General features: G+C 53.4%; 21 protein-coding genes and 1 pseudogene. 19 read left to right on the top strand and 3 right to left on the bottom strand.

The features are described from left to right. Positions 1–30: 30 nt before the first annotated feature. From B9K09_RS11620 to B9K09_RS11610, 3 genes are all read left to right on the top strand, one after another. Complete coding sequence (locus B9K09_RS11620; RefSeq protein WP_087516949.1) at positions 31–1,236, top strand: CaiB/BaiF CoA-transferase family protein; 1,206 nt, start codon at positions 31–33, stop codon at positions 1,234–1,236. Positions 1,237–1,272: 36 nt separating this feature from the next. After that, positions 1,273–2,103 carry a CoA ester lyase gene (locus B9K09_RS11615; RefSeq protein ID WP_087516948.1) on the top strand — a complete coding sequence of 277 codons (831 nt, stop codon included), beginning with the start codon at positions 1,273–1,275 and terminating at the stop codon, positions 2,101–2,103. Between the two features lie 75 nt (positions 2,104–2,178). Further along, the gene (locus B9K09_RS11610) at positions 2,179–3,183 is read left to right on the top strand and encodes a TRAP transporter substrate-binding protein (protein ID WP_087516947.1); all 1,005 of its coding nucleotides are present in this window, start codon (positions 2,179–2,181) and stop codon (positions 3,181–3,183) included. Positions 3,184–3,253: 70 nt separating this feature from the next. Here B9K09_RS11610 and B9K09_RS11605 read toward each other — a convergent pair whose 3' ends face one another. Both B9K09_RS11605 and B9K09_RS11600 read right to left on the bottom strand, forming a co-directional pair. Next, a complete protein-coding gene (locus B9K09_RS11605; protein ID WP_087516946.1) occupies positions 3,254–4,186 on the bottom strand; it encodes a hydroxymethylglutaryl-CoA lyase in 933 nt (310 codons plus the stop codon). A 10-nt stretch (positions 4,187–4,196) separates the two neighbouring features. After that, the gene (locus B9K09_RS11600) at positions 4,197–5,399 is read right to left on the bottom strand and encodes a CaiB/BaiF CoA-transferase family protein (RefSeq protein WP_087516945.1); all 1,203 of its coding nucleotides are present in this window, start codon (positions 5,397–5,399) and stop codon (positions 4,197–4,199) included. A gap of 205 nt (positions 5,400–5,604) precedes the next feature. Between B9K09_RS11600 and B9K09_RS11595 the strand changes: the two genes are divergently transcribed. The 5 genes from B9K09_RS11595 (at position 5,605) to B9K09_RS11575 (ending at position 10,401) form a co-directional block, all read left to right on the top strand. Beyond that, positions 5,605–6,525, top strand: coding sequence for a LysR family transcriptional regulator (locus B9K09_RS11595; protein ID WP_087516944.1), 921 nt, complete (start codon positions 5,605–5,607; stop codon positions 6,523–6,525). A 142-nt stretch (positions 6,526–6,667) separates the two neighbouring features. Beyond that, complete coding sequence (locus tag B9K09_RS11590; RefSeq protein ID WP_157699350.1) at positions 6,668–7,675, top strand: TRAP transporter substrate-binding protein; 1,008 nt, start codon at positions 6,668–6,670, stop codon at positions 7,673–7,675. Positions 7,676–8,100: 425 nt separating this feature from the next. Further along, positions 8,101–8,733, top strand: a complete 633-nt coding sequence (locus tag B9K09_RS11585; RefSeq protein ID WP_087516943.1) for a TRAP transporter small permease — start codon at positions 8,101–8,103, stop codon at positions 8,731–8,733. Further along, on the top strand, positions 8,730–10,013 hold the full coding sequence (gene dctM / locus B9K09_RS11580; protein ID WP_087516942.1) for a C4-dicarboxylate TRAP transporter large permease protein DctM: 1,284 nt from the start codon (positions 8,730–8,732) through the stop codon (positions 10,011–10,013). The genes B9K09_RS11585 and dctM overlap by 4 nt, the downstream gene beginning before the upstream one ends. 79 nt (positions 10,014–10,092) lie before the next feature. Next, on the top strand, positions 10,093–10,401 hold the full coding sequence (locus tag B9K09_RS11575; RefSeq protein ID WP_087516941.1) for a DUF2845 domain-containing protein: 309 nt from the start codon (positions 10,093–10,095) through the stop codon (positions 10,399–10,401). Between the two features lie 103 nt (positions 10,402–10,504). On the opposite strand, the gene B9K09_RS11570 is transcribed toward B9K09_RS11575, so the two are convergent. After that, the gene (locus tag B9K09_RS11570; protein WP_087516940.1) at positions 10,505–10,882 is read right to left on the bottom strand and encodes a Rho termination factor N-terminal domain-containing protein; all 378 of its coding nucleotides are present in this window, start codon (positions 10,880–10,882) and stop codon (positions 10,505–10,507) included. Positions 10,883–11,163: 281 nt separating this feature from the next. Between B9K09_RS11570 and B9K09_RS11565 the strand changes: the two genes are divergently transcribed. The 11 genes and pseudogenes from B9K09_RS11565 (at position 11,164) to B9K09_RS11520 (ending at position 23,165) form a co-directional block, all read left to right on the top strand. Continuing rightward, positions 11,164–11,862, top strand: a complete 699-nt coding sequence (locus B9K09_RS11565) for an extensin family protein (RefSeq protein WP_087516939.1) — start codon at positions 11,164–11,166, stop codon at positions 11,860–11,862. Between the two features lie 377 nt (positions 11,863–12,239). Next, the gene (locus tag B9K09_RS11560) at positions 12,240–13,169 is read left to right on the top strand and encodes a LysR substrate-binding domain-containing protein (protein WP_087516938.1); all 930 of its coding nucleotides are present in this window, start codon (positions 12,240–12,242) and stop codon (positions 13,167–13,169) included. Positions 13,170–13,498: 329 nt separating this feature from the next. Continuing rightward, positions 13,499–14,689 (top strand): aromatic ring-hydroxylating dioxygenase subunit alpha, encoded by a 1,191-nt coding sequence (locus B9K09_RS11555; RefSeq protein ID WP_087516937.1) that lies wholly within the window; start codon positions 13,499–13,501, stop codon positions 14,687–14,689. 10 nt (positions 14,690–14,699) lie between these two features. Beyond that, on the top strand, positions 14,700–16,145 hold the full coding sequence (locus tag B9K09_RS11550; RefSeq protein WP_087516936.1) for an aldehyde dehydrogenase family protein: 1,446 nt from the start codon (positions 14,700–14,702) through the stop codon (positions 16,143–16,145). Positions 16,146–16,156: 11 nt separating this feature from the next. Next, positions 16,157–16,318, top strand: a pseudogene (locus B9K09_RS22810) (rubredoxin); the annotation flags it as partial. Next, a complete protein-coding gene (locus B9K09_RS11545; RefSeq protein WP_256574313.1) occupies positions 16,307–17,566 on the top strand; it encodes an FAD-dependent oxidoreductase in 1,260 nt (419 codons plus the stop codon). The pseudogene B9K09_RS22810 and the gene B9K09_RS11545, both read left to right, overlap by 12 nt. A 10-nt stretch (positions 17,567–17,576) precedes the next feature. Continuing rightward, the gene (locus tag B9K09_RS11540) at positions 17,577–18,908 is read left to right on the top strand and encodes an FAD-binding oxidoreductase (RefSeq protein ID WP_087516934.1); all 1,332 of its coding nucleotides are present in this window, start codon (positions 17,577–17,579) and stop codon (positions 18,906–18,908) included. Then, a complete protein-coding gene (locus tag B9K09_RS11535; protein WP_087516933.1) occupies positions 18,905–19,297 on the top strand; it encodes an ethanolamine utilization protein EutQ in 393 nt (130 codons plus the stop codon). The genes B9K09_RS11540 and B9K09_RS11535 overlap by 4 nt, the downstream gene beginning before the upstream one ends. 345 nt (positions 19,298–19,642) lie before the next feature. Continuing rightward, positions 19,643–21,196 (top strand): BCCT family transporter, encoded by a 1,554-nt coding sequence (locus B9K09_RS11530; protein WP_087516932.1) that lies wholly within the window; start codon positions 19,643–19,645, stop codon positions 21,194–21,196. A gap of 633 nt (positions 21,197–21,829) precedes the next feature. Then, the gene (locus B9K09_RS11525; RefSeq protein WP_087516931.1) at positions 21,830–22,372 is read left to right on the top strand and encodes a fimbrial protein; all 543 of its coding nucleotides are present in this window, start codon (positions 21,830–21,832) and stop codon (positions 22,370–22,372) included. Between the two features lie 55 nt (positions 22,373–22,427). Continuing rightward, positions 22,428–23,165: a molecular chaperone gene (locus B9K09_RS11520; protein ID WP_087516930.1), complete on the top strand. Its 738-nt coding sequence runs from the start codon at positions 22,428–22,430 to the stop codon at positions 23,163–23,165. Positions 23,166–23,316 lie beyond the last annotated feature (151 nt).

The raw sequence follows: 23,316 nt of genomic DNA, 5'->3' as shown, positions 1-23,316 counted from the left end.
AGCCTGAGCGGTCTAATAAGAGATTAAAAAATGAATACCTCTACAAGTTCACCGCGTCCGTTGGATGGCATCACTGTTGTCAGTTTGGAGCACGCCATTGCTGCGCCATTTTGTACCCGCCAACTGGCTGACCTAGGGGCCCGCGTGATCAAGGTCGAGCGTCCGCTCACGGGTGATTTTGCGCGGGGCTACGATGAGCGTGTGTCGGGTCTGGCTTCGCACTTTGTGTGGACCAACCGCTCCAAAGAGAGTTTGACCCTTGACCTCAAACAAGAACCTGCCACTGCTGTGCTGGAAGACTTACTGGCTAAGGCTGATGTGCTGGTACAAAACCTCGCGCCGGGTGCAGCTGCGCGCATGGGATTATCATTTGAGACCTTGCATGAGCGCTTTCCGCAGTTAATCGTCTGCGATATCTCAGGCTACGGCGAAGGCGGCCCGTATGAGCAAAAGAAAGCATACGATCTGCTGATCCAAAGTGAAGGTGGCTTTTTATCCGTAACCGGTGGTGAAGGCGAAGAGCAGATGGCCAAGGCTGGTTGCTCGATTGCCGATATTGCCGCCGGTATGTATGCCTATACCGGCGTCTTGTCAGCGTTAATGCTGCGCGGCAAAACCGGGGTCGGTAGCCGGGTTGATGTATCGATGCTCGAAAGCCTGGTCGAGTGGATGGGTTACCCCATGTACTACGCCTACCAAGGCGCAACGCCACCGCCACGCGCAGGTGCCGCGCACTCAACTATTTACCCTTATGGACCATTCCCCGCAGGAGATGGCGGCACCGTGATGCTCGGTTTGCAGAACGAGCGTGAGTGGCGTGCTTTCTGCGACAAGGTACTGATGCAACCTGAGCTCGCAGATGATCAGCGGTTTTCAGCCAACTCAAAACGCTCTGATAACCGCGCTGAATTGCGCGCAATTATTGTTGAGCGATTTGCTGCATTGTCGGCTGAGCAAGTTATTGCCCGGCTGGATGAGGCGCAAATCGCCAATGCTCATGTCAATGACATGGCTGGGGTATGGCAGCACCCGCAACTCAAAGCCCGTGAACGTTGGACCGAAGTGCAGAGCCCGTCAGGCATGCTTCCCGCGTTGTTACCACCGGGGCGAAACAGTGCCTTTAGCCCACGAATGGATGGCGTTCCCGCGTTGGGCCAGCACACCGACAAGCTGCTTACTGAGCTGGGTTTGAGCACTAACGATATTCAGAAATTGCACGACCAAGGTGTCGTTTAAGCCGTGTCTGTGCAACCTATAAAGAGCGATAAGACTATGAACTCATCGACCATACGTACGGCATTGTTTGTGCCTGCATCGCGTCCGGAGCGTATCTCTAAAGCACTCGCCGTTGGCAGTGATGCAGTGATCGTAGACCTTGAAGATGCAGTAGAGGAAAAGCTCAAGGAGCAGGCACGGGCTGACCTTGATGCTTTTTTGCAGGCAAACCCGGATGCCCGACTGCATGTGCGCATCAATGCTGCGGGGCACGCCGGGCATGAAGCTGATATTGCGCTATGTGCGCGGCATCAAGGGGTTATCGGCGTGTTGCTGCCGAAGATAGAAAGTGCGGCACAAGTGCTTCATGTTGCCGTCTGTAAAAAGCCAATCTGGCCAATTGTCGAAAGCGCCAAAGGTCTGCAGGAGTTGGTTGCAATTGCCCAGGCTGAAGGCGTCGAGCGTTTGTCGTTTGGTGGTCTGGACCTAGGCCTGGATCTCGGTCTCGCGGCCGGCACAACAGGTGCTACGCGCATGCTTGATCAGGCTCGATTCGCCATCGTTCTGCAGTCTCGCCTGGCTAAACTCGCGCCCCCGCTAGACAGCGTTTTCCCGGCAATAGACGACCCCACCGGGCTTGCTCAGTTTGCTCGCGACGCCAGCGATATGGGCTTTGGCGGCATGCTTTGCATTCATCCCAAACAAGTTGCAGTGGTCCATCAGAGCTTGATGCCAGCGGCTGATGAATTGGCTTGGGCGCAGCGTGTAATGAGTGCAGCAGAGCAGGGCGCTGGCGTGTTTGTGGTAGACGGGAAAATGGTCGATGCACCGGTTCTTGGCCATGCCAAACGTGTACTCGAACGCGCAGGAATCACTGGCTCCAAATAATCACTAACGGGTTCAAATAACCTCTGGGCATCAGCGCGGAGGTGTTGTCCTACCAACAATAACAAGAGGTACTTTATGTACAAGCTTCCATTCAAGACACTGCTATGCGCGGCTGCTGTATCGATGTCGGTTGGCTTCGCCAGCTTGGCGCAAGCAGCAGACCCGATCATCATCAAGTTCGCCCACGTGGTTGCAGACAACACCCCGAAAGGCCAAGGTGCATTACTGTTTAAAAAACTGGTGGAAGAGCGTCTACCGGGCAAAGTACAGGTTGAGGTCTATCCAAACTCATCACTCTATGGTGACGGGAAGGAAATGGAGGCATTGCTGTTGGGCGATGTACAAATGTTGGCGCCATCGCTAGCCAAATTTGAACAGTATTCCAAACCGATTCAGATCTTTGACCTGCCATTTTTGTTTGACAACCTGGCCGCCGCTGACCGTTTTCAAAGCAGCCCACAAGGCAAGGCTTTGCTGAAGTCGATGGAAAGCAAAAACATTACAGGTTTGGCTTATTGGCACAATGGCACCAAGCAATTATCGGCAAATAAGCCATTGCGTGTTCCGGGCGATGCCCGTGGCCTGAAGTTCCGTGTGCAAGCCTCCGCCGTACTTGAAGAGCAGTTCAAGGCGATCAGGGCTAACCCACGCAAAATGAGTTTTGCCGAGGTTTACCAAGGCTTGCAGACTGGCGTGGTCAATGGCACCGAGAACACTTGGTCGAACTACGCCAGCCAGAAAGTCAATGAAGTGCAGAAGTACATGACTGAGTCGGATCATGGCCTTATCGACTACATGCTGATCACCAACACCAAGTTCTGGAATACGTTGCCAGAGGATATTCGCACGCAGTTGGATGAAATCGTTGCTGAGGTCACTATTGCAGTGAACAAAGAGGCCGAAGAGCTTAATAAAAAAGCTAAGCAAAAAATCATTGACTCCGGCACCACTGAAATCATCACCCTGACGCCTGAAGAACGTGCGCAATGGCGCGAAGCGATGAAGCCCGTTTGGAAGAAGTTTGAACCAGAAATTGGTGCTGATCTAATCAAAGCGGCTGAGGCTTCAAACACGCCTTAACTGTTTATTGCTCAGCTATAAAAAAGCGGCTGACAGCAAAACTGTCAGCCGCTTTTTTATTGGTTGCAGATCAGTTTGTCGCTGCCATCCATTTAGGTTTTGGATAACGTCGATCAGCTTTACCAGCTTTAAGGATCGCACCGGGTACATCATGGCCGAGTAATTCAGGCAGGCTGGCGGCAGCCTGCAGCAGAGTGTCGAGATTAACCCCGGTATCAAAACCCATGCGTTGCAACATGTGCACTAAATCTTCAGTGCAGATATTACCGCTGGCCCCCGGTGCATATGGGCAGCCGCCTAAACCGCCGAGCGAGGCATCAAAGCGGTCAACACCCGCATTCAGTGCTGCGATTGCATTGGCCAAACCCATGCCGCGGGTATTGTGAAAGTGCAGGGTGAATACGCTTTCAGGCCAGCGCTGCAGAGCCTCGCGGCTGATGCGCTCAACTTGCGCAGGATCGGCCATGCCGGTGGTGTCGCAGAGCGTGATGCCTTGCACGCCGATGTCGGCCAGGCGCTGAATCAATTCATACACGCGAGCCTCGGCTACAGCGCCTTCAAAGGGGCAGCCAAAAGTGGTGGAGAGCGACGCGTTGATAAACACATCGCTGCCACGCGTGACTTCGATGATCTCTTTGAACTGTGCCAGTGATTGCTCAGGGGCCATACGCAGGTTAGCCAAACCATGGGTATCACTCGCGGACATCACCAGATTGACCTCATCAACCTGACATGAAAGCGCACGTTCGCAGCCTTTCACGTTAGGTACCAACACGGTGTATTCAACTCCCGCTACGCGCTCGATGCTGCGCATCACTTCTTCCGCGTCGCGCAAGTTGGGGATTGCTTTGGGCGAGGTGAAGGAGGTGGCTTCGATCTTGGCCAACCCACTGTGCGAGAGGCGATTGATCAAGACAATCTTGTCTTCGGTGGCAACAAAGTTGGGTTCTATCTGGAAGCCGTCGCGCGTAGCCACTTCCTGAATGTACAGACGCTTGCTCATCATTACCTCCTCAAACTATGCCGCGGTCGCGCAAGCCCTGACGCTGCTCGTCGGTGAGACCCAGACCCGCTAGAACGTCATCAGTATGTTCACCCAGGGCCGGGCCTCCGGTGCCGATGCGGCCCGGTGTGCGGCTCAGCTTTGGCAGCACGCCGGGTACTTTTAATGGGCCCGCAGCGGTTTGTACGGTTTCGATCATCTGCCGCGCAAGGTAATGCGGGTCTTTAACGATATCTGCCGCGGTATAAGGGAAACCTGCTGGAACGCGGGCTTCATTCAGTGCAGCAAGTACTTCGTCGCGGCCACGCTGGCATGTCCAATCGGCGATGGCTTGGTCAATCAACTCGGCATGCTCACTGCGGCCATCGTTCTGTGCCAAACGTGGATCGTTGGCCAGGTCTTCGCGTCCAATCAGGGTCATCAGACGCTTGTAGATACTGTCGCCATTGCCGGCGATCAATACGAAGCTGCCATCATCACAGGGATAAGAATTTGATGGCGTAATGCCGGGCAGGGCGCTGCCAGCGGGTTCGCGGATGTAGTTAAAGGCATCGTATTCGGGAATCAGGCTTTCCATCATGGCAAAGACGGACTCATATAAGGCCACATCAATGAATTGGCCCAGCCCGCTACGCTGGCGCTCTTGCAGTGCGAGCAATACGCCAATCACGCCGTAAAGCGATGACAGGGAATCGCCGATGCTGATGCCCACTCGGACCGGCGCTTGGCCCGGATAACCGGAAAGATGACGCAGACCGCCCATTGCTTCACCGATCACGCCGAAGCCGGGTAGATCACGGTATGGGCCGGTCTGACCGTAGCCAGAAATACGCAGCATAATCAGCCGTGGATTGATCTTTGATAACGCATCCCAGCCCAGCCCCCAGCCTTCAAGCGTTCCTGGACGGAAGTTCTCAACCAGGATATCGGCTTCAGCAATCAACTTGCGTACGATGTCCTGACCTTCGGCTTCCTTGAGGTTCAGTGTCAGTGACTGCTTATTACGCGACTGCACATGCCACCAGAGTGAGGTGCCATCTTTAATCTTGCGCCATTTGCGCAGCGGGTCACCGACCTTCGGTGGTTCGATCTTGACCACTTGCGCGCCAAACTCGCCGAGTAGTTTGCTGGCGAACGGACCAGCAATCAGCTGGCCCATCTCAACCACTTTCAACCCTTGCAGCGCCATGTTGGTCACGTTTTGATCTGTCATTGTTGTGCCTCTAGCGGGGTGCTTTGTTCTCTATGGTTGCAGAATTACTCAACCCCGATTCGAGAACAATTGATCAATTATCAAGCCTGACTTCGTATTCTACGAAGCTAATCTGTGAGAGCCTTGTCTGTATTGGGTAACGAACCCCTTCGAGTTTTGCATCAAGCGCCAGGCTTTTCTCAAAAACTGGCAGAGGACAGACGCCATGCGCCGTATCGACTTCACAACACTCAAAGTGTTTATCGCGATTGCCGATGAACGCAGCCTGACCAAGGCCGCCGAGCGTGAGCATCTCGCATTGGCTGCGGTCAGTAAACGGGTGAGTGATCTTGAGAGCCAACTGGGTATCAACTTGCTTTATCGCCAGCCAAAGGGCGTTGAATTGACTCCGGCCGGGCATGCATTGCTGCACCATGCGCGCACCGTTATGGATAACCTTGAACAGTTGAACGCAGACCTCAGCGAGTTCAGTGACGGAGTTAAAGGCCATGTGCGTATTCACGCCAATACGTCTGCGGTTATTGAATTTCTACCCGAAGACTTGAGCACGTTCACCCAGTTGCATCCAGAGGTGAAAATTGATCTGGAAGAGCGGGTCAGCAGTGAAGCTATCCGTGCAGTCCGCGAGGGGCTGACCGACATTGGCATTTTTGCCGGGCATGTACCCGCTGACGATTTGCAGGTGTTCACCTACCGCCATGATCAGTTAGTACTGGTGACACCGCATGATCATCCACTGGCTACACGCAGTTCGGTAGCCCTGCGTGAAACCGTGGGTTATGACTTTATTGGCCTGCAACAGGATGCTTCGCTGCACAGTCTGCTGCAGCATTCGGTACATCATCTTGGCGCCTCTTTGCGTTTGCGTATTCAGGTGCGCAGCTTTGAGGCGATATGCCGGATGATCCACACAGGCATGGGCATCGGCGTGTTACCTGAGATTGCCGTGCGTACATATCTGCCAGCCTTGAATGTACAGATGGTTAACCTCACCGATGACTGGGCACGGCGCGAAATCAAGATTGCGGTGCGCAGTATTGATGCGCTTTCGGTGACGGCAAAACAGATGCTCGAACATCTGGTAAGCAGTGAGTCACGTGTTAGCGACTTGCGTTTGCCTTCGTGAATGCCGAAGGCCTTATTGCTTAAATGTGAATTTCAGTTGGGAAAAGCGCGCGATAGAGTTCGGGTGTCGGTGAAGCGCTGAGCGCCTGTTGCAGGGTATCTGTCGTTTCAACGCTCAGACAAAAATAATAGGAGCTCACCCCATGAAGTATCCATCTGTACGTCGTGTCCTGCTGGGCATGCTCACCGGTTTTGCGCTGGCGGGAGCCCTGACTGCCCAGGCTGCGGATCCCATCCTGATCAAGTTCTCGCACATTACTGCTGATAACACCCCGAAGGGCAAAGGCGCACTGCTGTTCAAGAAAATGGTTGATGAGCGCCTGGCTGGCAAAGTTGAAGTGCAGGTCTACTCCAACTCATCGCTGTATGGCGATGGTAAGGAGATGGAAGCCCTGATGCTTAATGAGGTGCAGATGCTTGCGCCAGCGCCATCAAAACTTGAGCAATACACCAAACAATTGCAGCTGTTTGACATGATGTTCCTGTTTGACAACATGGCCGCTGCTCAGCGCTTCCAGAACTCTGACAAGGGCAAGGCGATGCTCAAGTCGATGGAAGACAAAGGCATCACTGGCTTGGCATTCTGGCTCAATGGTATGCGCCAGCTGACCGCCAACAAGCCGTTGATCAAACCGTCCGATGCTCGCGGCTTGAAGTTCCGGGTGCAGCCTTCTGATTTACAAGCCGCGCAATACAGTGCATTGCGTGCAGTGCCTCGTAAAATGTCTTTCGCTGAGATTTATCAAGGCCTGCAGACTGGCGTAGTCAACGCCCAGGACAATCCGTGGTCGAATATCTACAGCCAAAAGTTCTACGAAGTTCAGAAGTACATGATCGAGTCGGATCATGCCATTGGTAACTACGTACTGATTACCAACACCAAGTTCTGGAATAGTCTGCCAACCGATATCCGTAGCCAGCTTGAAGAAATCGTTGCTGAAGTAACGACTGAAGTGAACAAGCAAGCAGCTGAGGTCAACGAGCAAGCCAAGCAGGCGATCCTTGACTCAGGCAAAGTTGAATTGATTACCCTGACACCTGAACAGCGCAACGCCTGGCGTGACGCGGTCAGCCCTGCGTGGAAGAAGTTTGAAGCGCAGATCGGTGCTGATGTAATCGAAGCGGCTAAAGCAGCAAATCAAGCTAACTAATAGCCTCTTGTGGCCACCGTCTGGGTGGTCACACTCCAGTTTCAGGCTTCTGGCTTACCCCGATAACTCGGCTCATCTTAATGCCCCCACTATCAGCGTTAAGTCCAGCCGGGTGCCTGGCCAGAGGCCTGCTTTACATCCCTGCAACAGCTTAATGAGTGAAAGGCAAATCAAGCAAAAATGGTGGTTAGGTGTTCTGAGTGAACATTTACCAGCTGTTTTAAGCGCTGTGCTGTCCCGCTCATTAGTGTTTACAGCGACTGTTTGATCCCGTGCGTTGCCTATTTAACCACCTCATCGAATCAGCCTTAGGCTGCAGCGAAACCAGCGTGCAGAAATGGTGAATGTCGAGCTTCAGACTGCTGGGGTAGAGTCCCGCTTTCCTTATGGATCAAACCAATAAAAACTCGTTCAGGAGACTTCTAATGGGCGCCCTAAGGCGCGTTTGGGACCACTTCGAAGAAGGCTTCATAGCCTTTCTATTAGGGTCGATGACGCTAGTAACCTTTACCTACGTAATCCTTAACAACCTCTACACCTTCTTCTACAGCTGGGCTGACAAGTGGGAAGGCGGTAGCGAAACCTTGTTTTGGATCGGTGACCACATCCTCGACATGGCGCAGTCCATGACCTGGAGTATTGCCCTGACCAAGGCGCTGTTTGCCTGGTTAATATTTTTCGGTTTGGCCTACGGTGTCCGCACTGCAGGGCATATCGGTGTGGATGCGCTGGTCAAGCTGGCCCCACGTCCAATTCAGCGAGTCATTGGCCTGATCGCTTGCGTTGCCTGCCTGACTTACGCCGGAATGATCGCGGTTGGCAGCTTTGACTGGGTCAAAACCCTGTTCACTGCGGGCATCGGTGCTGAAGACCTTGGCCATTACGGCATCCAGCAATGGCACATCACCGCCATCGTGCCATTTGGCTACGCCATGGTGTTTATCCGTTTTCTGGAAATTTTCGTGCGCATTCTGAGCAACAAGCAAACTGGCCTGGGCTTGGCTGATGAAGCAGCAGATGCATTGAAACTGAAAGAGCACGGGGAGCATAACCAATGACCATTCTGTTCCTCTTCGTCGCACTCTTTGTGCTGATGTTTATCGGCGTGCCGATTGCGGTATCGCTGGGCCTTGCAGGTTCCGTGACGATCATGTTGTTCAGCCCGGACTCGGTCCGTTCGCTGGCGATCAAACTGTTTGAAACGTCCGAGCATTACACACTGCTGGCGATTCCGTTCTTCCTGCTTTCCGGTGCGTTTATGACCACCGGTGGCGTGGCCAAGCGTCTGATCGACTTTGCCAACGCCTGCGTCGGTCACATCCGTGGCGGTCTGGCGATCTCGGCGGTAATGGCTTGCATGCTGTTTGCCGCGCTGTCGGGCTCATCGCCGGCCACCGTTGCCGCCGTGGGTTCGATTGCCATCGCGGGCATGGTGCGCTCGGGTTATCCGCAAGCGTTCGGCGCCGGTATCGTGTGTAACGCCGGTACGCTGGGCATCTTGATTCCGCCTTCAATCGTCATGGTTGTCTACGCAGCGGCGACTGAACAATCGGTCGGCAAGCTGTTTATGGCTGGGGTTGTTCCGGGCCTGCTGCTGGGCTTTGCGTTGATGCTGGCGATCTACATCGTCGCGCGCAAAATGAACCTGCCTGCACAGCCACGTGCAACCTTCCGCGAGTTCCTCACCGCCGCACGTAAAGCGATTTGGGGCCTGCTGCTGATGGTGGTTATTCTCGGCGGTATCTACTCGGGTATGTTCACCCCGACTGAAGCCGCTGCGGTGGCCGCGGTGTACGCCGGTTTTGTCGCGCTGTTTGTCTATAAAGACCTGACTTTCCGCGACTGCCCGAAAGTGCTGCTCGACTCGGGCAAGCTGACCATCATGCTGATGTTCATCATCGCCAACGCCATGCTGTTTGCTCACGTACTGACGACCGAGCAAATCCCGCAGACCATCACCGCCTGGGTGATTGAAGCTGGCTTGCAGCCTTGGCAGTTCTTGCTGGTGGTCAACATCGTGCTGCTGATCGCCGGTGCGTTCATGGAGCCGTCGGCCATCATCCTGATTCTGGCACCGATCCTGTTCCCGATTGCCGTGCAACTGGGCATCGACCCGATCCACCTGGGCATCATCATGGTGGTCAACATGGAGATCGGATTGATAACCCCGCCGGTGGGTCTGAACCTGTTCGTGACTTCGGCGGTGACCGGTATGCCGTTGCATCAGGTGATCCGCGCCGCATGGCCTTGGCTGATGCTGCTGCTAGGCTTCCTGATGGTGATTACCTACATCCCAGCCGTTTCAATGGCGCTGCCAAACTGGCTGGGCATGAACTAGGTCATGTAACAGGCGTGAGGAGGGCTGCTAGACTTGATTTATAAGTGGAGCAGCTACCTCTGAAGGTTAATAGGCAAATATGCAACTAACTCGTAATGCTGTGACTTTGCTTGTGACTGCGGTGCTCGCAGTCATCAATACCAGCGCTTACGCATCAATGCGTTGTTCCAATGGGATTATCAGTGAAGGCGACAGCACTTTAGTCGTTCTGGATAAATGCGGCGAGCCTGCGTCAAGCCAGACAATCCCACCAGTGATTGGGGCTAACGGCCTACCGCAAAACAATTCAGTCACCATTGAAAACTGGGTATACGGCCCTGATAACGGCGCGTCTCGATACCTGAAGTTTATTGATGGCAAACTAGTAAAAATTGAAACGCGGCGATGAAAGTAGGGCGCTGAGTAATCAGTCAATTTCATGCTGCTTACTGCACCTGCCGATATACCCTTGGGCTTAATATCGAGCCGCCCCAAAGCCCTTGCTGATGCGCTTACTTACTCTCGCGCAATGCGTCTAGCAGTTGCTGTTTGCGCATCGTCGAGCGACCCGTCAGGTTGCGCTTGCGCGCCAAATCCATAAGCTCGGTCTTGGTCATCCTGTCCAGTCGCTGTCCGGGACGGGGCGTGCCTTTGCGTGTGGCAACGGCGCGACGTGCGGATGATTGGCGTGCCGCCTGTTTGCTAGGTGGGTCGGTCTGCTGACCAGAGCCGCCAGTTTTGTTACCCCCTCCAGATTGCTTGTTTACCGTAGCCCAGGCCCGTGCTTGCGCCTCGTCCTCTGGTACGCCTTTTTCCTTGTAACTGTCTTCTATGTGCTCGGCTTTGCGCTTTTGCTTTTCGGTGTACTTGTCTTTGCTTCCACGTGTCATGACTTTTCTCCAGATTCGCAGTGGTAAGGGATTGCCGCACGGCGCTTAACGCAAGAGAGCCCGACAAAGGGCCGTTGGTTCCCACTGTCGGATGGATACAAGCGTGCCGGTGATCAGAGTCGGACTGCTCAGATAATGGGCGAGGTCGCTGGCATATGCAGGTATATACTTGTGTGTTTTGGCATAGCAGTCTTGATCATGGTTCTGTGCAGAAAGGTGTCGAACACGACGCAGTAGTGTTTGTGGCTGTCCAGTCCAACGGCTCATAGTCAGGAGTTGTCGTGCGGTTTGTGAAGGTGCTTTTGTTGTTAGCTTTGCTGGTTTCTGGGGTGCTTGTCGGAATCAGGCAAGGCTGGATACCGCTGTCGAATGCCTGGAATCCATGGGCACCGCTGGATGTGCGCGCCAAGCCGAATTGGCTGACCCGCTTCAAACTGATGCGGCTGCGCGATGATCCTCAGCTCTGTGAGCGGGTCCTGAGCGGTTCCGGTCTGCGGGTTGTGAAGCAGCAAGACAGCCCCGCAGATGCTCGTTGTCCGCTGCAAAATGTTGTGCGGATTCAGGGCGGCGATGTGGGTTTGAGCAGCAGCTTCCTGGCCAGTTGTCCTCTTGCGGTGGCCTTTGCCTTATTTGAGCGCCACGGCTTACAGCCTGCTGCAAAGGCGGTTTATGGACAGCCAGTCAGCCAAATCGACCATCTCGGCAGCTTCGCCTGCCGCAATATATACAACCGCAAAAGCGGAGCTCTTAGTCAACACGCAAGTGCTGACGCATTGGATATCGCAGGCTTTCGTTTGGCTGATGGCCGACGCATTAGCGTACTCAAGGATTGGTCGGGAGAGGGTGAAGATGCGCGCTTCCTGCGCTTGGCACGCGACGGCGCCTGTGATGCGTTCAACGTGGTGCTGAGCCCGGATTATAACGCTGCACATCGCAACCACTTTCATTTGGACGTGGGGTCCTGGTGGGTTTGTCGCTGAGCCGGGCAGGAGAGCAGCACGGATTCAGAAAAGAACCCGGCAGCAGAGGTTGAGGCCAGAATAAACGCTTAACAGTAAGCCCACTGGTCTAATGCCAAACCACAGTCACTCCTTAGTTACTGGCCACTGGTCAGCATGCGGCACCTGCATAAAAAAAGACTGGCGGAGCCGCTGAAGGATGGCGTAAAAAGCCATGCTTGCGATAAACGACTCATCAGTCACTTTATTGATGGCGTGTTGATAAAGCCTGCTTAGCTCTCGAAAACAAGTATCTGTGCCTGCAGATACTTGAGCCAGGCTAGCAGAGTATTGCTTTATCAAATCACGCTTCAACTGAAGTCAGATGGGCTACAAACATAAGAACAAGTGGTTGCCTGATGAAAATTAATCCATTGCCACCGTTGAATAGCCTGGTTGCTTTTGAGAGTGCTGCGCGTAATTTGAGCTTCACCCTTGCTGCACATGAACTCAATGTGACCCAAGGGGCGATTAGTCGCCAAGTTAGATTGCTTGAAGATTATTTGGGCAAGGCGTTATTTGAGCGTACGACCCGAGCCATGAACCTTACGCCGACAGGTAATCAGTATTACGAAGTCGTGCGTGAAACCTTGATTCAGCTCGCCAGCGCCACAGGCGAAATACGCCACTGGAAAGGTTCGCAGCAAGTCACGGTGGCAACCAGCACGGCGATGGCTTCACTGTGGTTACTGCCGAAAGTCGCTGAGTTCCAGCGCGATAACGAAGATATTGATTTACGCATCATCGCCTACGATCACGTCAAAGATTACTCGCGGCTGGATTGCGACCTGGCGCTTTACTATTGCCGTACCTCACCGAAAAACATGCAAGTAACCCCCTTGTTTACCGAGGAAGTGTTCCCGGTTTGCAGCCCGGCTTATTTGGCCAAGCATCCTGAGTTGGAGAGTGTTGAGCAGTTTTCATCCTGCACGCTGTTGTGGCTGGAAGACCCACAACGAGATTGGATTGGTTGGTCTGAGTGGTTTACCCGACTGGGTACAAAAATGGTTCAGCCGCGCCATCGGATCAATATCAACAGCTATTCAATGTTGCTGCAGTCAGCCATCGGCGGGCAAGGCATCGCTTTGGCCTGGTCGAACCTGGTCGACAACCATTTGCAGACCGGGGCCTTGGTGCGTCCCGTTGAGTCGACCTTGATGACTGAAGGCCAATTTTGTTTGCTCGAGCCGAACAACCGGGCATCAACGCGCCAGAGTGTTAAGCAATTTCGTTCATGGTTAATTTCTCAATTGCCGATTGCTATAAGTGATCCTGAGTCCGGCGCCTGAGCGAACACACGATTAGTTATGTCACACGGTTAGTTATTCCCTGTGCGCTTACCTTGAGCGCACTTTCTTTCCAGGCAAGTTTCAAGCGTCATGTTTAGCTGTTAGTTTTACTCTTCAATTAATGACTTTTAATCATATATAAAATTATAAATTGGCTAGAAAGCAAGTTATAGGTTCTCGCTACAACTATTAATGATTAAAAGTAATAAGTCATGATGTAAAAAATCGTTTGTCGCTAATCCCTGTTTTTCTCGAAACTCGCGGTCAACGGAGTGTGGCTTATATGCCTGCCGAACATGATCTAACGTGCCCAGCAGGGGAGAAAAACAATGAACAATTCCATCTCTCAACGTATTCCCGTCCAGCAACTGGAAAGTGTCCTCAACCCTATTCATCAAGCCACCGGACTCGGCAATGAGTTCTACACCGAGCAGCGCTATTTCGAGCTTGAGCGTGATGAGGTCATGGGCAAAACCTGGGCATGTATCGGCTTCGCCAGTGACTTGGCGCAAAAGGGAGCGGTGAAGCCAGTTGACTTCATGGGCCTGCCTTTGCTGTTGATGCGTAATCGTGAAGGGGTGGTTCAGGTATTCCACAACGTGTGCAGCCACCGCGGCATGAAGTTGGTGGAAGAAGAAGGCGTTGTACAGGGTGTTATTCGTTGTCCTTACCACTCTTGGACATACGACTTGAATGGTGCGCTGCGTGGAACCCCGCACGTGGGCGGTATCGACAAGCACAAGGATGAGCGTTTTGCCTGCGAAAAGCATGGTCTGAAAGCGCTGCGCAGCGCGGTTTGGATGGATATGGTGTTCATCAATTTATCGGGTGACGCACAGCCGCTGGAAGAAATGCTTGCACCGTTGACTGAACGCTGGACCCAGTTCATTGGCGAAGAAGGTATGGGCCTGCTGCGTCGCCGTCCAGGTTTTGATGCCACAACCCTGGATATCAACTGCAATTGGAAACTCGCCGTTGAGAATTACTGCGAGGCTTATCACCTGCCTTGGGTTCACCCCAGCCTGAACACTTATTCGCGCCTTGAAGACCACTACAACATCATGTTTGGCGATAACTTCGCCGGTCAAGGCAGTTATGCCTACAACCTGTCCGATGTGGCTGGCACGCATATGCCGAAGTTCCCGAGCTGGCCGCAGGACCGCTTACGCAATGCCGAGTATGTAGCGTTCTTCCCGAACGTACTGCTGGGTATTCAGGCCGACCATGCTTTCGCCATGCAACTGGAGCCTGTAGCGCCGGGGCGAACCCTCGAACATTTGCGTGTGTTCTATGTGGGGGATGAGGCGCTTAACGATGAGTACGCTGCGTGCCGCAATTCAATTCTGGAATCGTGGAAAGTGGTGTTCGCCGAAGACATCAGCTCGGTAGAAGGCATGCAAAAAGGTCGTCATTCGCCAGGCTACAAAGGCGGTGCCTTCTCGCCTGAAATGGATATCCCGACCCATTTTTTCCATACCTGGGCCGCTCGCCATTTCCTAGAAACCGACAAGTCCGCCTGAGGAGACAGACATGACCAAGATTGCTGCTCACTGGCTCAACTATATCGACGGTGAATGGGTCGACAGCGCTAACCACCTTAAGGTTAATCAGCCTGCCAATGGCGAGCCTCTGGCAACTATCGCTCAAGCTTCTGTGGCTGACGCTCAGCGCGCACTCGATGCGGCGCGGCGTTGCGCTGACAGCAACGAGTTGAGCCGGGTGCGCCCCGCTCAGCGGGTGACCTGGTTGCTACAGATTGCGGCTGAGATTCGTGCGGTTGCCGAAGAGGGCGCATGGGTGCTCTGCCAGGAAAACGGCAAAAGCTTGAATGATGCGCGTGATGAGTTCACCGAAGCTGCGCGCTATTTTGAGTATTACGCTGGGATGGCCGACAAAATTGAAGGCACCTCGATTCCACTGGGTAACGGCTATATGGATTTCACCCAATACGATCCAATGGGTGTATCAGCGCAGATCGTGCCTTGGAATTTTCCCGTATCCATTTGTGCACGTTCGCTGGCACCGGCCTTGGCTGCTGGGAACGCGGTGGTGATCAAGTCGCCAGAACTATCGCCGCTCAGTATGTGCGTGCTAATACGTGCAATTGCCAAAGTCGGGCTGCCTAAAGGCGCGGTAAACCTGATTTGCGGTCGCGGCCGTGAAGTGGGCTCCTACCTTGTGAGCAGCAAGCAGGTTGACCAGATCGTATTCACCGGCTCAGTTCCAACCGGGCAATCAATCCTGCGTGCAGCAGCTGAAAACGCTACACCCAGTGTGATGGAGTTGGGCGGTAAATCGGCCGCACTGGTGTTTACTGATGCCGATCGCCAACAAGTATTGAGCAGTGTCAAAAACGGTATTTTCTTCAATGCCGGTCAGGTTTGCTCAGCGCTGTCACGGCTGCTCGTGCAGCGTGAAATCTACGATGAAATCGTTGCCTCGGTCGTACAAATGGCCGAAGGCTTGAGTGTGGGTATTGGTGAACAGAACCCTGACCTGACGCCAGTCATCAGTGCCGGGCAGCTTGTGGGTATCGAGCAACTGTGCCGCAACGCTGCTGACGAAGGTGCGGTTATTGCTACCGGTGGTGAGTCTTTTAATGATCGTGCCGGGCACTTTATGCGCCCAACGGTGATACGCGATGTCACCCCGCAAATGAGCATTGCTCAAGTCGAAGTCTTCGGCCCGGTGCTGGCAATAATCCCGTTTGATACTGAAGAGGATGCGTTACGCATAGCCAATGGCACGGACTTCGGGCTGGTTGCCGGTGTCTTCACCCAGGATATTAGCCGTGCCATGCGCTGCACACGCCGCTTGAAGGCAGGCCAAGTGTTCGTAAATGAATGGTACGCCGGTGGTATTGAAACGCCATTTGGTGGTGTCGGCCTTTCAGGTTTTGGGCGTGAGAAAGGTCAGGAAGCACTGTACAGCTACGTACGAACTAAAAACGTAGCCATCCGTGTTACTGACGAGTAGTGGAGGCAATCATGAAAAAGTGGCTATGTGTGGTTTGCGGCTTGATCTACGACGAAGCTGAAGGCTGGCCTAAAGATGGAATTGCTGCCGGAACTCGCTGGGAAGATGTACCAGAAGACTGGATTTGCCCAGAGTGTGGCGTCGGTAAAAGTGATTTCGAGATGCTCGAAATTGACGAGCCGATCATCGCTGTAGCAACTCCAGTAACGGCAACTCCAGCAACGGCCACGAAGCCAGTTGTTAAACCAGAAGTAAGCGTACAACCGCGCCAGCCAATCGTGATCATCGGCAGCGGCTATGCCGGTTACGGTTTGGCTCAGGCTCTGCGTCGGGCAGATGCGCACATTGAAATTCGTTTGCTCACTCAAGAGTCCGGGCATTTGTATTCTAAGCCTGCACTATCGATTGGTTTAACCCAAGGGAAAACCGCTGAAGCACTCGCGGGTGAGACGCCATTGGCGCTGGAAAAACGCCTGAATATCCGCATCTACCCACATTGCCGGGTCGAGCGTATCGACAGCGTTAAGCGTGTGCTGCACACCAGTTTTGGTGAAATGGAATACGGCCAGTTGGTATTGGCCAGTGGCGCTGCACCGATTCGTTTGCCGATCGCGGGTGATAGCGATGCCTTGCTCAGTGTCAACAACTTGCATGACTACCAAGCCTTTCGCCAGCGTCTGGACGGGGTTAAGCATGTGGCGATTGTGGGTGATGGCCTGATTGGTTGTGAGTTCGCCAATGATCTAGCCAGTAATGGTTATCAGGTCAGTGTTATTGGCCTGGGGCAGTGGCCGATGGAGCGCTTGTTACCGGCACAAGCCGGGCAACATTTACAATCGGCGTTGAGTGAGCAGGGCGTCAATTGGTACCTGCAAAATTCAGTGGCGCAAGTTGATCGGCTGGAGCATAGGTATCAACTACAGCTAACCGGCGGTGAAACGCTGCAAGCAGACCTGGTGTTGTCGGCTGTTGGCCTACGGCCCAATCTGGCACTGGCAAACAGCGCGGGTATAGCGACTGATCGCGGCATCCAAGTCGATGCGAATTTGCAGACTTCAATTCCGGGTATTTACGCCTTGGGCGATTGCATTGAAATCGACGGGCAGTTATTGCCGTATCTGGCGCCTATCAATCAGGGCATTCAAGCGCTGAGTAAAACCTTGCTTGGGCAACTGTGTTCGGCTGACTACCCACTGATGCCGGTCATGGTGAAAACACCAGCGGCGCCACTTTGCCTGCTGCCTCCGGCAATCGGTATTCAAGGTGAATGGCGCTGTACACCGACTGATGATGGGCTGAGCGCAGGGTTCTATTGTGCTGCGGGAAAATTGCACGGTTTTGTCCTACTTGGACGCCAGGCACAAGTGCAACGCAGTAGCTGGCTGCAATCGTGTGAAACCGCGCAACAAGACGTAGCCTGAGAGACACATCATGACTAATAAAAAGGTTAATTTGCCGTTGGACGACTCAAGCTGCGGCTGGTACAGCGCTTTGCATGATGTGCCAGCGGCCAAGCGCTTGCAGGGCCAACAGCGGGCGGATTACGCCATTATCGGCGCAGGCTTTGCTGGCCTCGCCGCCGCCAGGCGACTCGCTGAGCAACTGCCGCAAGCTCGTATAGTTTTGGTCGATGCCCAGCGTGTGGGGTATGGCGCTTCAGGGCGAAACTCGGGTTTTGTGATTGATCTGCCGCACAAGTTTGCGCTTGAACATCCTGACCCGGCGCACAAGCAGCGCTTGCTAGCACTTAATCGCGCGGCTATCAGCCAGCTACAAGGGCTGGTAAACCTGCATGAAATTGATTGCCAATGGTCACACGCGGGCAAATACCAAGGTGCAGTGGGCCAGCGCGGGCAGGCTTACCTTGAGCACTTTGCAAGCTTGATGAAAGACCTCGGTGAGCCTTTTGAGTGGGTTGACCGTGAGCGCTTGTCCAAGGTTATTGGCAGTCAACACTACAGCCAGGCCATCTTCACCCCGGGCTGCTACTTGATGCAGCCAGCAGCGCTGGTGAATGGGCTGGCTCGCAGTCTGCCTGACAATGTCGAGTTACTTGAAGAGTCACCGATTCAACGGCTTGAGCGTGATGCCAACGGCGGCTGGATTCTGCATGGCACACAGGGGAACATCACCACGCCAAAGCTGTTGTTGGGCACCAGTATTTTTACTCAGGAATTCGGTTTCCTGCGCAATCGACTGCTGCCAGTGATGACGTTCGCCAGCTGGACGCGGCCACTCACAGACGCCGAGCTCGCAGCGTATGGTGGCCAACTGGATTGGGGCCTGACCCCAGCTGATCATGCGGGTACCACAGTACGCATGACCCAAGACCGCCGGTTGATTATTCGCAACACCTATAAGCACGTACCCAAGTACGGTCGTAGCACCAGCGATGCCATGCGCCAACAGGTCGCAGCCGATCATCGCAAGGCATTTTTGGCGCGTTTTCCGCAACTGGCTGCTGTGCCGTTTACCCATACCTGGGGCGGGGTGTATGCCATTTCTCGCAACTTCACTAATTTCTTTGGCGAGTTGCAGGACGGCGTTTTTGCCTCCGCTTGCGACAATGGTGTAGGCGCTGCATGGGGCACCATTTCTGGAACTTTATTAGCAGATCTGGCAATCGGTGCGGACTCAAGCCAGTTGCGTGATATTCAAGCGGTTACCGGCATGCCATCACTCAATCCACCTGAACCATTCCTGGGCATAGGCGTGCGCTCACGGATTCGTTTAGCTGCATTCAATAGTCGGAGTGAAATATGAGTAGCGCAACGTCCAGCGTGAAAACTTCGGGTAAAGGCCCGGTGCTGTTGATCGATCATCATGATCTCGACTTTACCTTGCGCAACGCCGCCGACAGTAATGGACAGGCATTTGTTGCGCGTGCAGTTAGCAATGAGATTTCACCCAATATAGGCATCGGCTTTGCTCGTTGGGAGGGCGCTGAAGTGGCTTGGACGCTGCTCTATGATGAAGTGATTTTTGTCATAGAAGGCTGCTTCGAGCTGCAGGCCAATGGTCAACTGTATCGCGTCAGTCCAGGCCAGATGTTGTGGATTCCGGAAGGCACTGAGCTGGTCTATGGCGGTCATGCATTGTTCGGTTATGTGGTGCATCCAGGTGACTGGAAGCAACGCCATGGGCTTGTTTGAGCAGGGTGGGCATTCTTCAACTGATACCGCGCGTTGAAACCTCCATGTTTTTGCAAAATTTGACCCATGTTGACGCTTGGTAAAGCGCGTTGGCATGAGCCATCAGTGACCCGAACAGAACCACGTAAGGAACTGGTTTTTCAATAGTTTAACGGCAGCTAACTCAGGTTGACGATAAGAAAAATATCAGTGACAAAAAGTCATAAATCCACCAGATAAAATGGTTTGTCTAGCTGATTAACCTGACTGAATATCACATTCCAGCGCAAGCCTTGTAGTGATTTGGCAATGACGAAACACGCTGCAGAATCGATTTAAATACAAAAATAATAGCGAGGCCCTGTAATGAAAGAAATAGCTGCAGAAGGTGCACATCCTCCCGCATTTAATATGCGCATCATGGGATTGAACTTCCACCGCGTAATTTTCCCGGCATCATTTTTTATCGTGCTAGCACTGGTGTTGATAGCGCTTTATGACCCTGTTGCGTTTGGCCAGACCCTGGAGTCAATCAAAGGCTGGATTCTAATAAACTGTGATTGGTTCATTATGATTATGGGCAATATGGCCGTGTTGTTTTGTGCCGGTGTTGCCGTATCGCCTTACGGGAAAATTCGCTTGGGTGGCGAGGATGCAAAACCTGAATTCAGCATACTGTCATGGTTCTCCATGATGTTCGCCGCGGGCATGGGCGTGGGTTTACTTTACTGGGGCGTTGCCGAACCCGTGGCGCAATACACTGAATGGTGGAAAACGCCGTTAAACGTGGTTAAAAACACCCCTGATGCTGCGCATGCCGCAATGGGTGCAACCATGTTCCATTGGGGGCTTCATCCGTGGGCGATTTATCTCACCAGTGCCTTGGTTATTGGCTACTTTGCGTTTAATAAAGGCATGCCTTTTTCACTCAGTTCTGGCTTGAAACCGCTGATTGGCGATGCCTATAAAGGCTTACCCGGACAAATCGTCGACATCTTTACTGTGGTGCTTACCGTATTTGGCCTGGCCACTTCGCTGGGTTTGGGTGCTATGCAAGCGACGGCCGGGATTACCCATGTGCTGGGTGTCGCCAACTCCTTCAGTTTTCAATTGTTGTTTATCTTCACGGTAACCGGCCTTGCAGCTCTCTCATTGTGGAGAGGTATGCATGCTGGGGTGAAGCTGTTAAGCAACATCAATATGCTTTTGGCGCTGGCTCTATTTGTATTGGTCGCTGTCGCCGTTGGTGTGGGGACCTTTCTCTCCTCAGTGGTCACCACTGCGGTCGATTACGTCGAATACTTTGGCCCGTTGGCTAACTGGGTCAACCGCCCGGATCAAGACTGGTTTCAAGGCTGGACCGTCTTTTATTGGGCTTGGTGGTGCACCTGGGGGCCAATTGTAGGGGTGTTCATCGCACGGGTTTCACGTGGCCGTACGCTGCGTCAGTTGGTCTGTGTGGCGATGGTATTCCCAACTATTGCGACTGTATTCTGGTTCGCCGCTTTTGGTCTTAGCGCCATTAATCAGATTACAGCAGGACAGGGCGCGCTTGTGGCCGGGCTGGTGGACATTAATATGGCGTTATTCCAGTTCTTGGAAGTCCTGCCCATGTCGACGATTACCTCCATGCTCGTGGTCGTGCTACTGGTGATATTTATGGTCACCTCAATGGATTCTGGTGCGTTGGTGGTTGATAACCTGGCCGCTGGTGGCGAACCTGATACTCATGCAGGGCAGCGGATTCTGTGGTTGTTGATGGTGGCACTGGTCACGATTACGTTATTCGTTATCGGTGGCGATACCGCACTGAAGGGTATTCAGGCAGGGGCTGTGGCGATGGGACTACCGTTCATGGCCATCATGCTGCTGCTAATGGTCGGCTTTATTAAATCACTCTCGACTGAGGGGCGAAGCTGAGTTAATCCGTTGTTCAATTGGCAACAGGTTTAAAACCGTTAGCGAGTAGTCGCTAGCGGTTTTTTGTTTCACAGACTTGGCAGCCCAGTAACCTGAGCCAGTCGAGCGCAAGAAACCGGCATTAGATGTTTATGTCAAACCGGTTGGCGTGGTATTCCCACCGGCGGTGCAGCCTAGGCAGAACCAATCTGCTGGCCTACGCTGCACGCGGCTGCGGAGCGCTCGGTTGCCACATCAACATGCACTTAATCCGATACCTTGCGGCTGCAAGTATTGTGGGTTTGCATGATCTGCTTTCCGTGCAACGTCAGGATATCCAGCAGGGTGCCGTGCCTGCATGCAGATTCTCCTTAAGACAGTTGAGCAATGGATGGTGTGCTAGTTACCACGTCTGTTGATCATGGCTGCGCGCATGAAAATCACCGACAGAATGGAAGGAGGTTTGTAGGATCGCGCTGCCAATATTTTAGCTGCAAACGAGAAGCAGAGCCGAGTTTGGTGCAGCTAGGAATGATCCTACAGGCATAAGGGAGCAGTGCTACATTCAAGTGGGTAGTGGCAAAGTAATATGCGCGCCTCTCCTGCCGAGGATGGTGCCGGAGCTTACTTGAAAATTTTTTACTGGAGCAATACATGAAAACGCTTTCCGCAGCATTTGTAGGCCTTTTCGGCGTCGGCCTGCTGAGCACTACTGGCGCCTATGCCGCAGATGGCACTATTACTATCACCGGTGAAGTCGTTGACTCTTCCTGTGATGTCGCTGTTAACGGTGCTACAGGCGACGCCACTGTCGTTCTGCCGTCCGTATCCAAAACTGCTCTGGCTAACCCGGGTGACACCGCTGGTGCCACTTCAGTAAATTTGTCGCTGAGTGGCTGCCCAGCTACTGGTAGTGTGCGTGCCTATTTTGAAGCATTGAACGTTGACCAGGGCACTGGCTATTTGATCAACACTGCCAGCGTCACCCCTGCAGAGGGTGTGCAGGTGCAGGTGACCGATGCCAACGGCACCGGTATAGATCTGATCACCAACACTAACAACCAATATGTGGCCTTTACTGATACAGCAGGTGTTGGTACTGCGGATCTGCAGTACGGCGTGCAGTATGTCGCCACAGGCACTGCAACTGCTGGTCAGGTAGAGACTCAACTGGTTTACAGCCTGGATTATCAGTAACCAGTTACTTGGCCGCGGAGTGATCCGCGGTCGGGGTATTGAGGAGGAGGTTGGTATGCGTAGTGCTCTGAGAAGAATTTCATCCTGCTTGCTTGCGGGGCTGCTGATTGCCCCATTAATGGTGCAGGCTGGGGTCCAGATCGCAGGGACGCGCTTTATCTATCCGGCCGCTGATCGCGAGATCAACGTACGCTTAACTAACACCGCCAATAAACCAGCATTGGTGCAGGCATGGCTTGATGCAGGTGATCCTTCGGTACAGCCAGGTGCTGAGCAGTTACCTTTTGTCGTGCTGCCACCGTTAGTACGGGTTGAAGCTAACAAAGGGCAGACGCTACGTATTGTCCGTGTTGGTGGTGAGCTGCCAAAGGATCAAGAGTCAGTGTTTTGGCTCAATGTGCTGGAGGTTCCACCCAGAGCCGAAGGTACGGCAGATCGCAATGTCATGCAGTTGGCCTTTCGGACACGACTCAAGCTGTTTTACCGCCCTGAAGGACTCCAAGGCAAGTTGCAAGATGCAGTTGATAAGCTGAGTTGGACAGTGGTTCGCGCCGGTGCAGGTTATGCATTGCAAGCGCGCAATGACTCGGACTTTCATGTCAGCTTTGCTCATGTAGCACTGAATGCTGACAAGAAATACAGCCTCGACAGCGGCGGCATGGTAGCGCCGCATGCGACGCAAGATTTTCCTCTTCCTGGCCTGAGCGGCCCGGTTTCTGGTGGAAAGGTCCAGGTGAACTGGCTCGATGATTTCGGTGCCAGTCGAGAACGGGCATATGAGCTGAAGCCCTAACGCAAGGGTTTTCGTTTCGCCGTTTGGCGACACTTGACGAAGTCAGCTATCCCCGGGCAGGAGGGTAAAACCCTCCTGCCCGGGCTCACCAGGAACTCCTGTAGGACATCAATATGAATGCTTTCCGGTGCAGAAATGCAACGGGTGGGTT

This window comes from Pseudomonas sp. M30-35 (assembly GCF_002163625.1).
In the GTDB taxonomy this organism is placed as follows: domain Bacteria; phylum Pseudomonadota; class Gammaproteobacteria; order Pseudomonadales; family Pseudomonadaceae; genus Aquipseudomonas.
The sequence above is the reverse complement of the archived record's forward strand: the minus strand, read 5'-3'. Positions and strand labels throughout refer to the sequence as shown.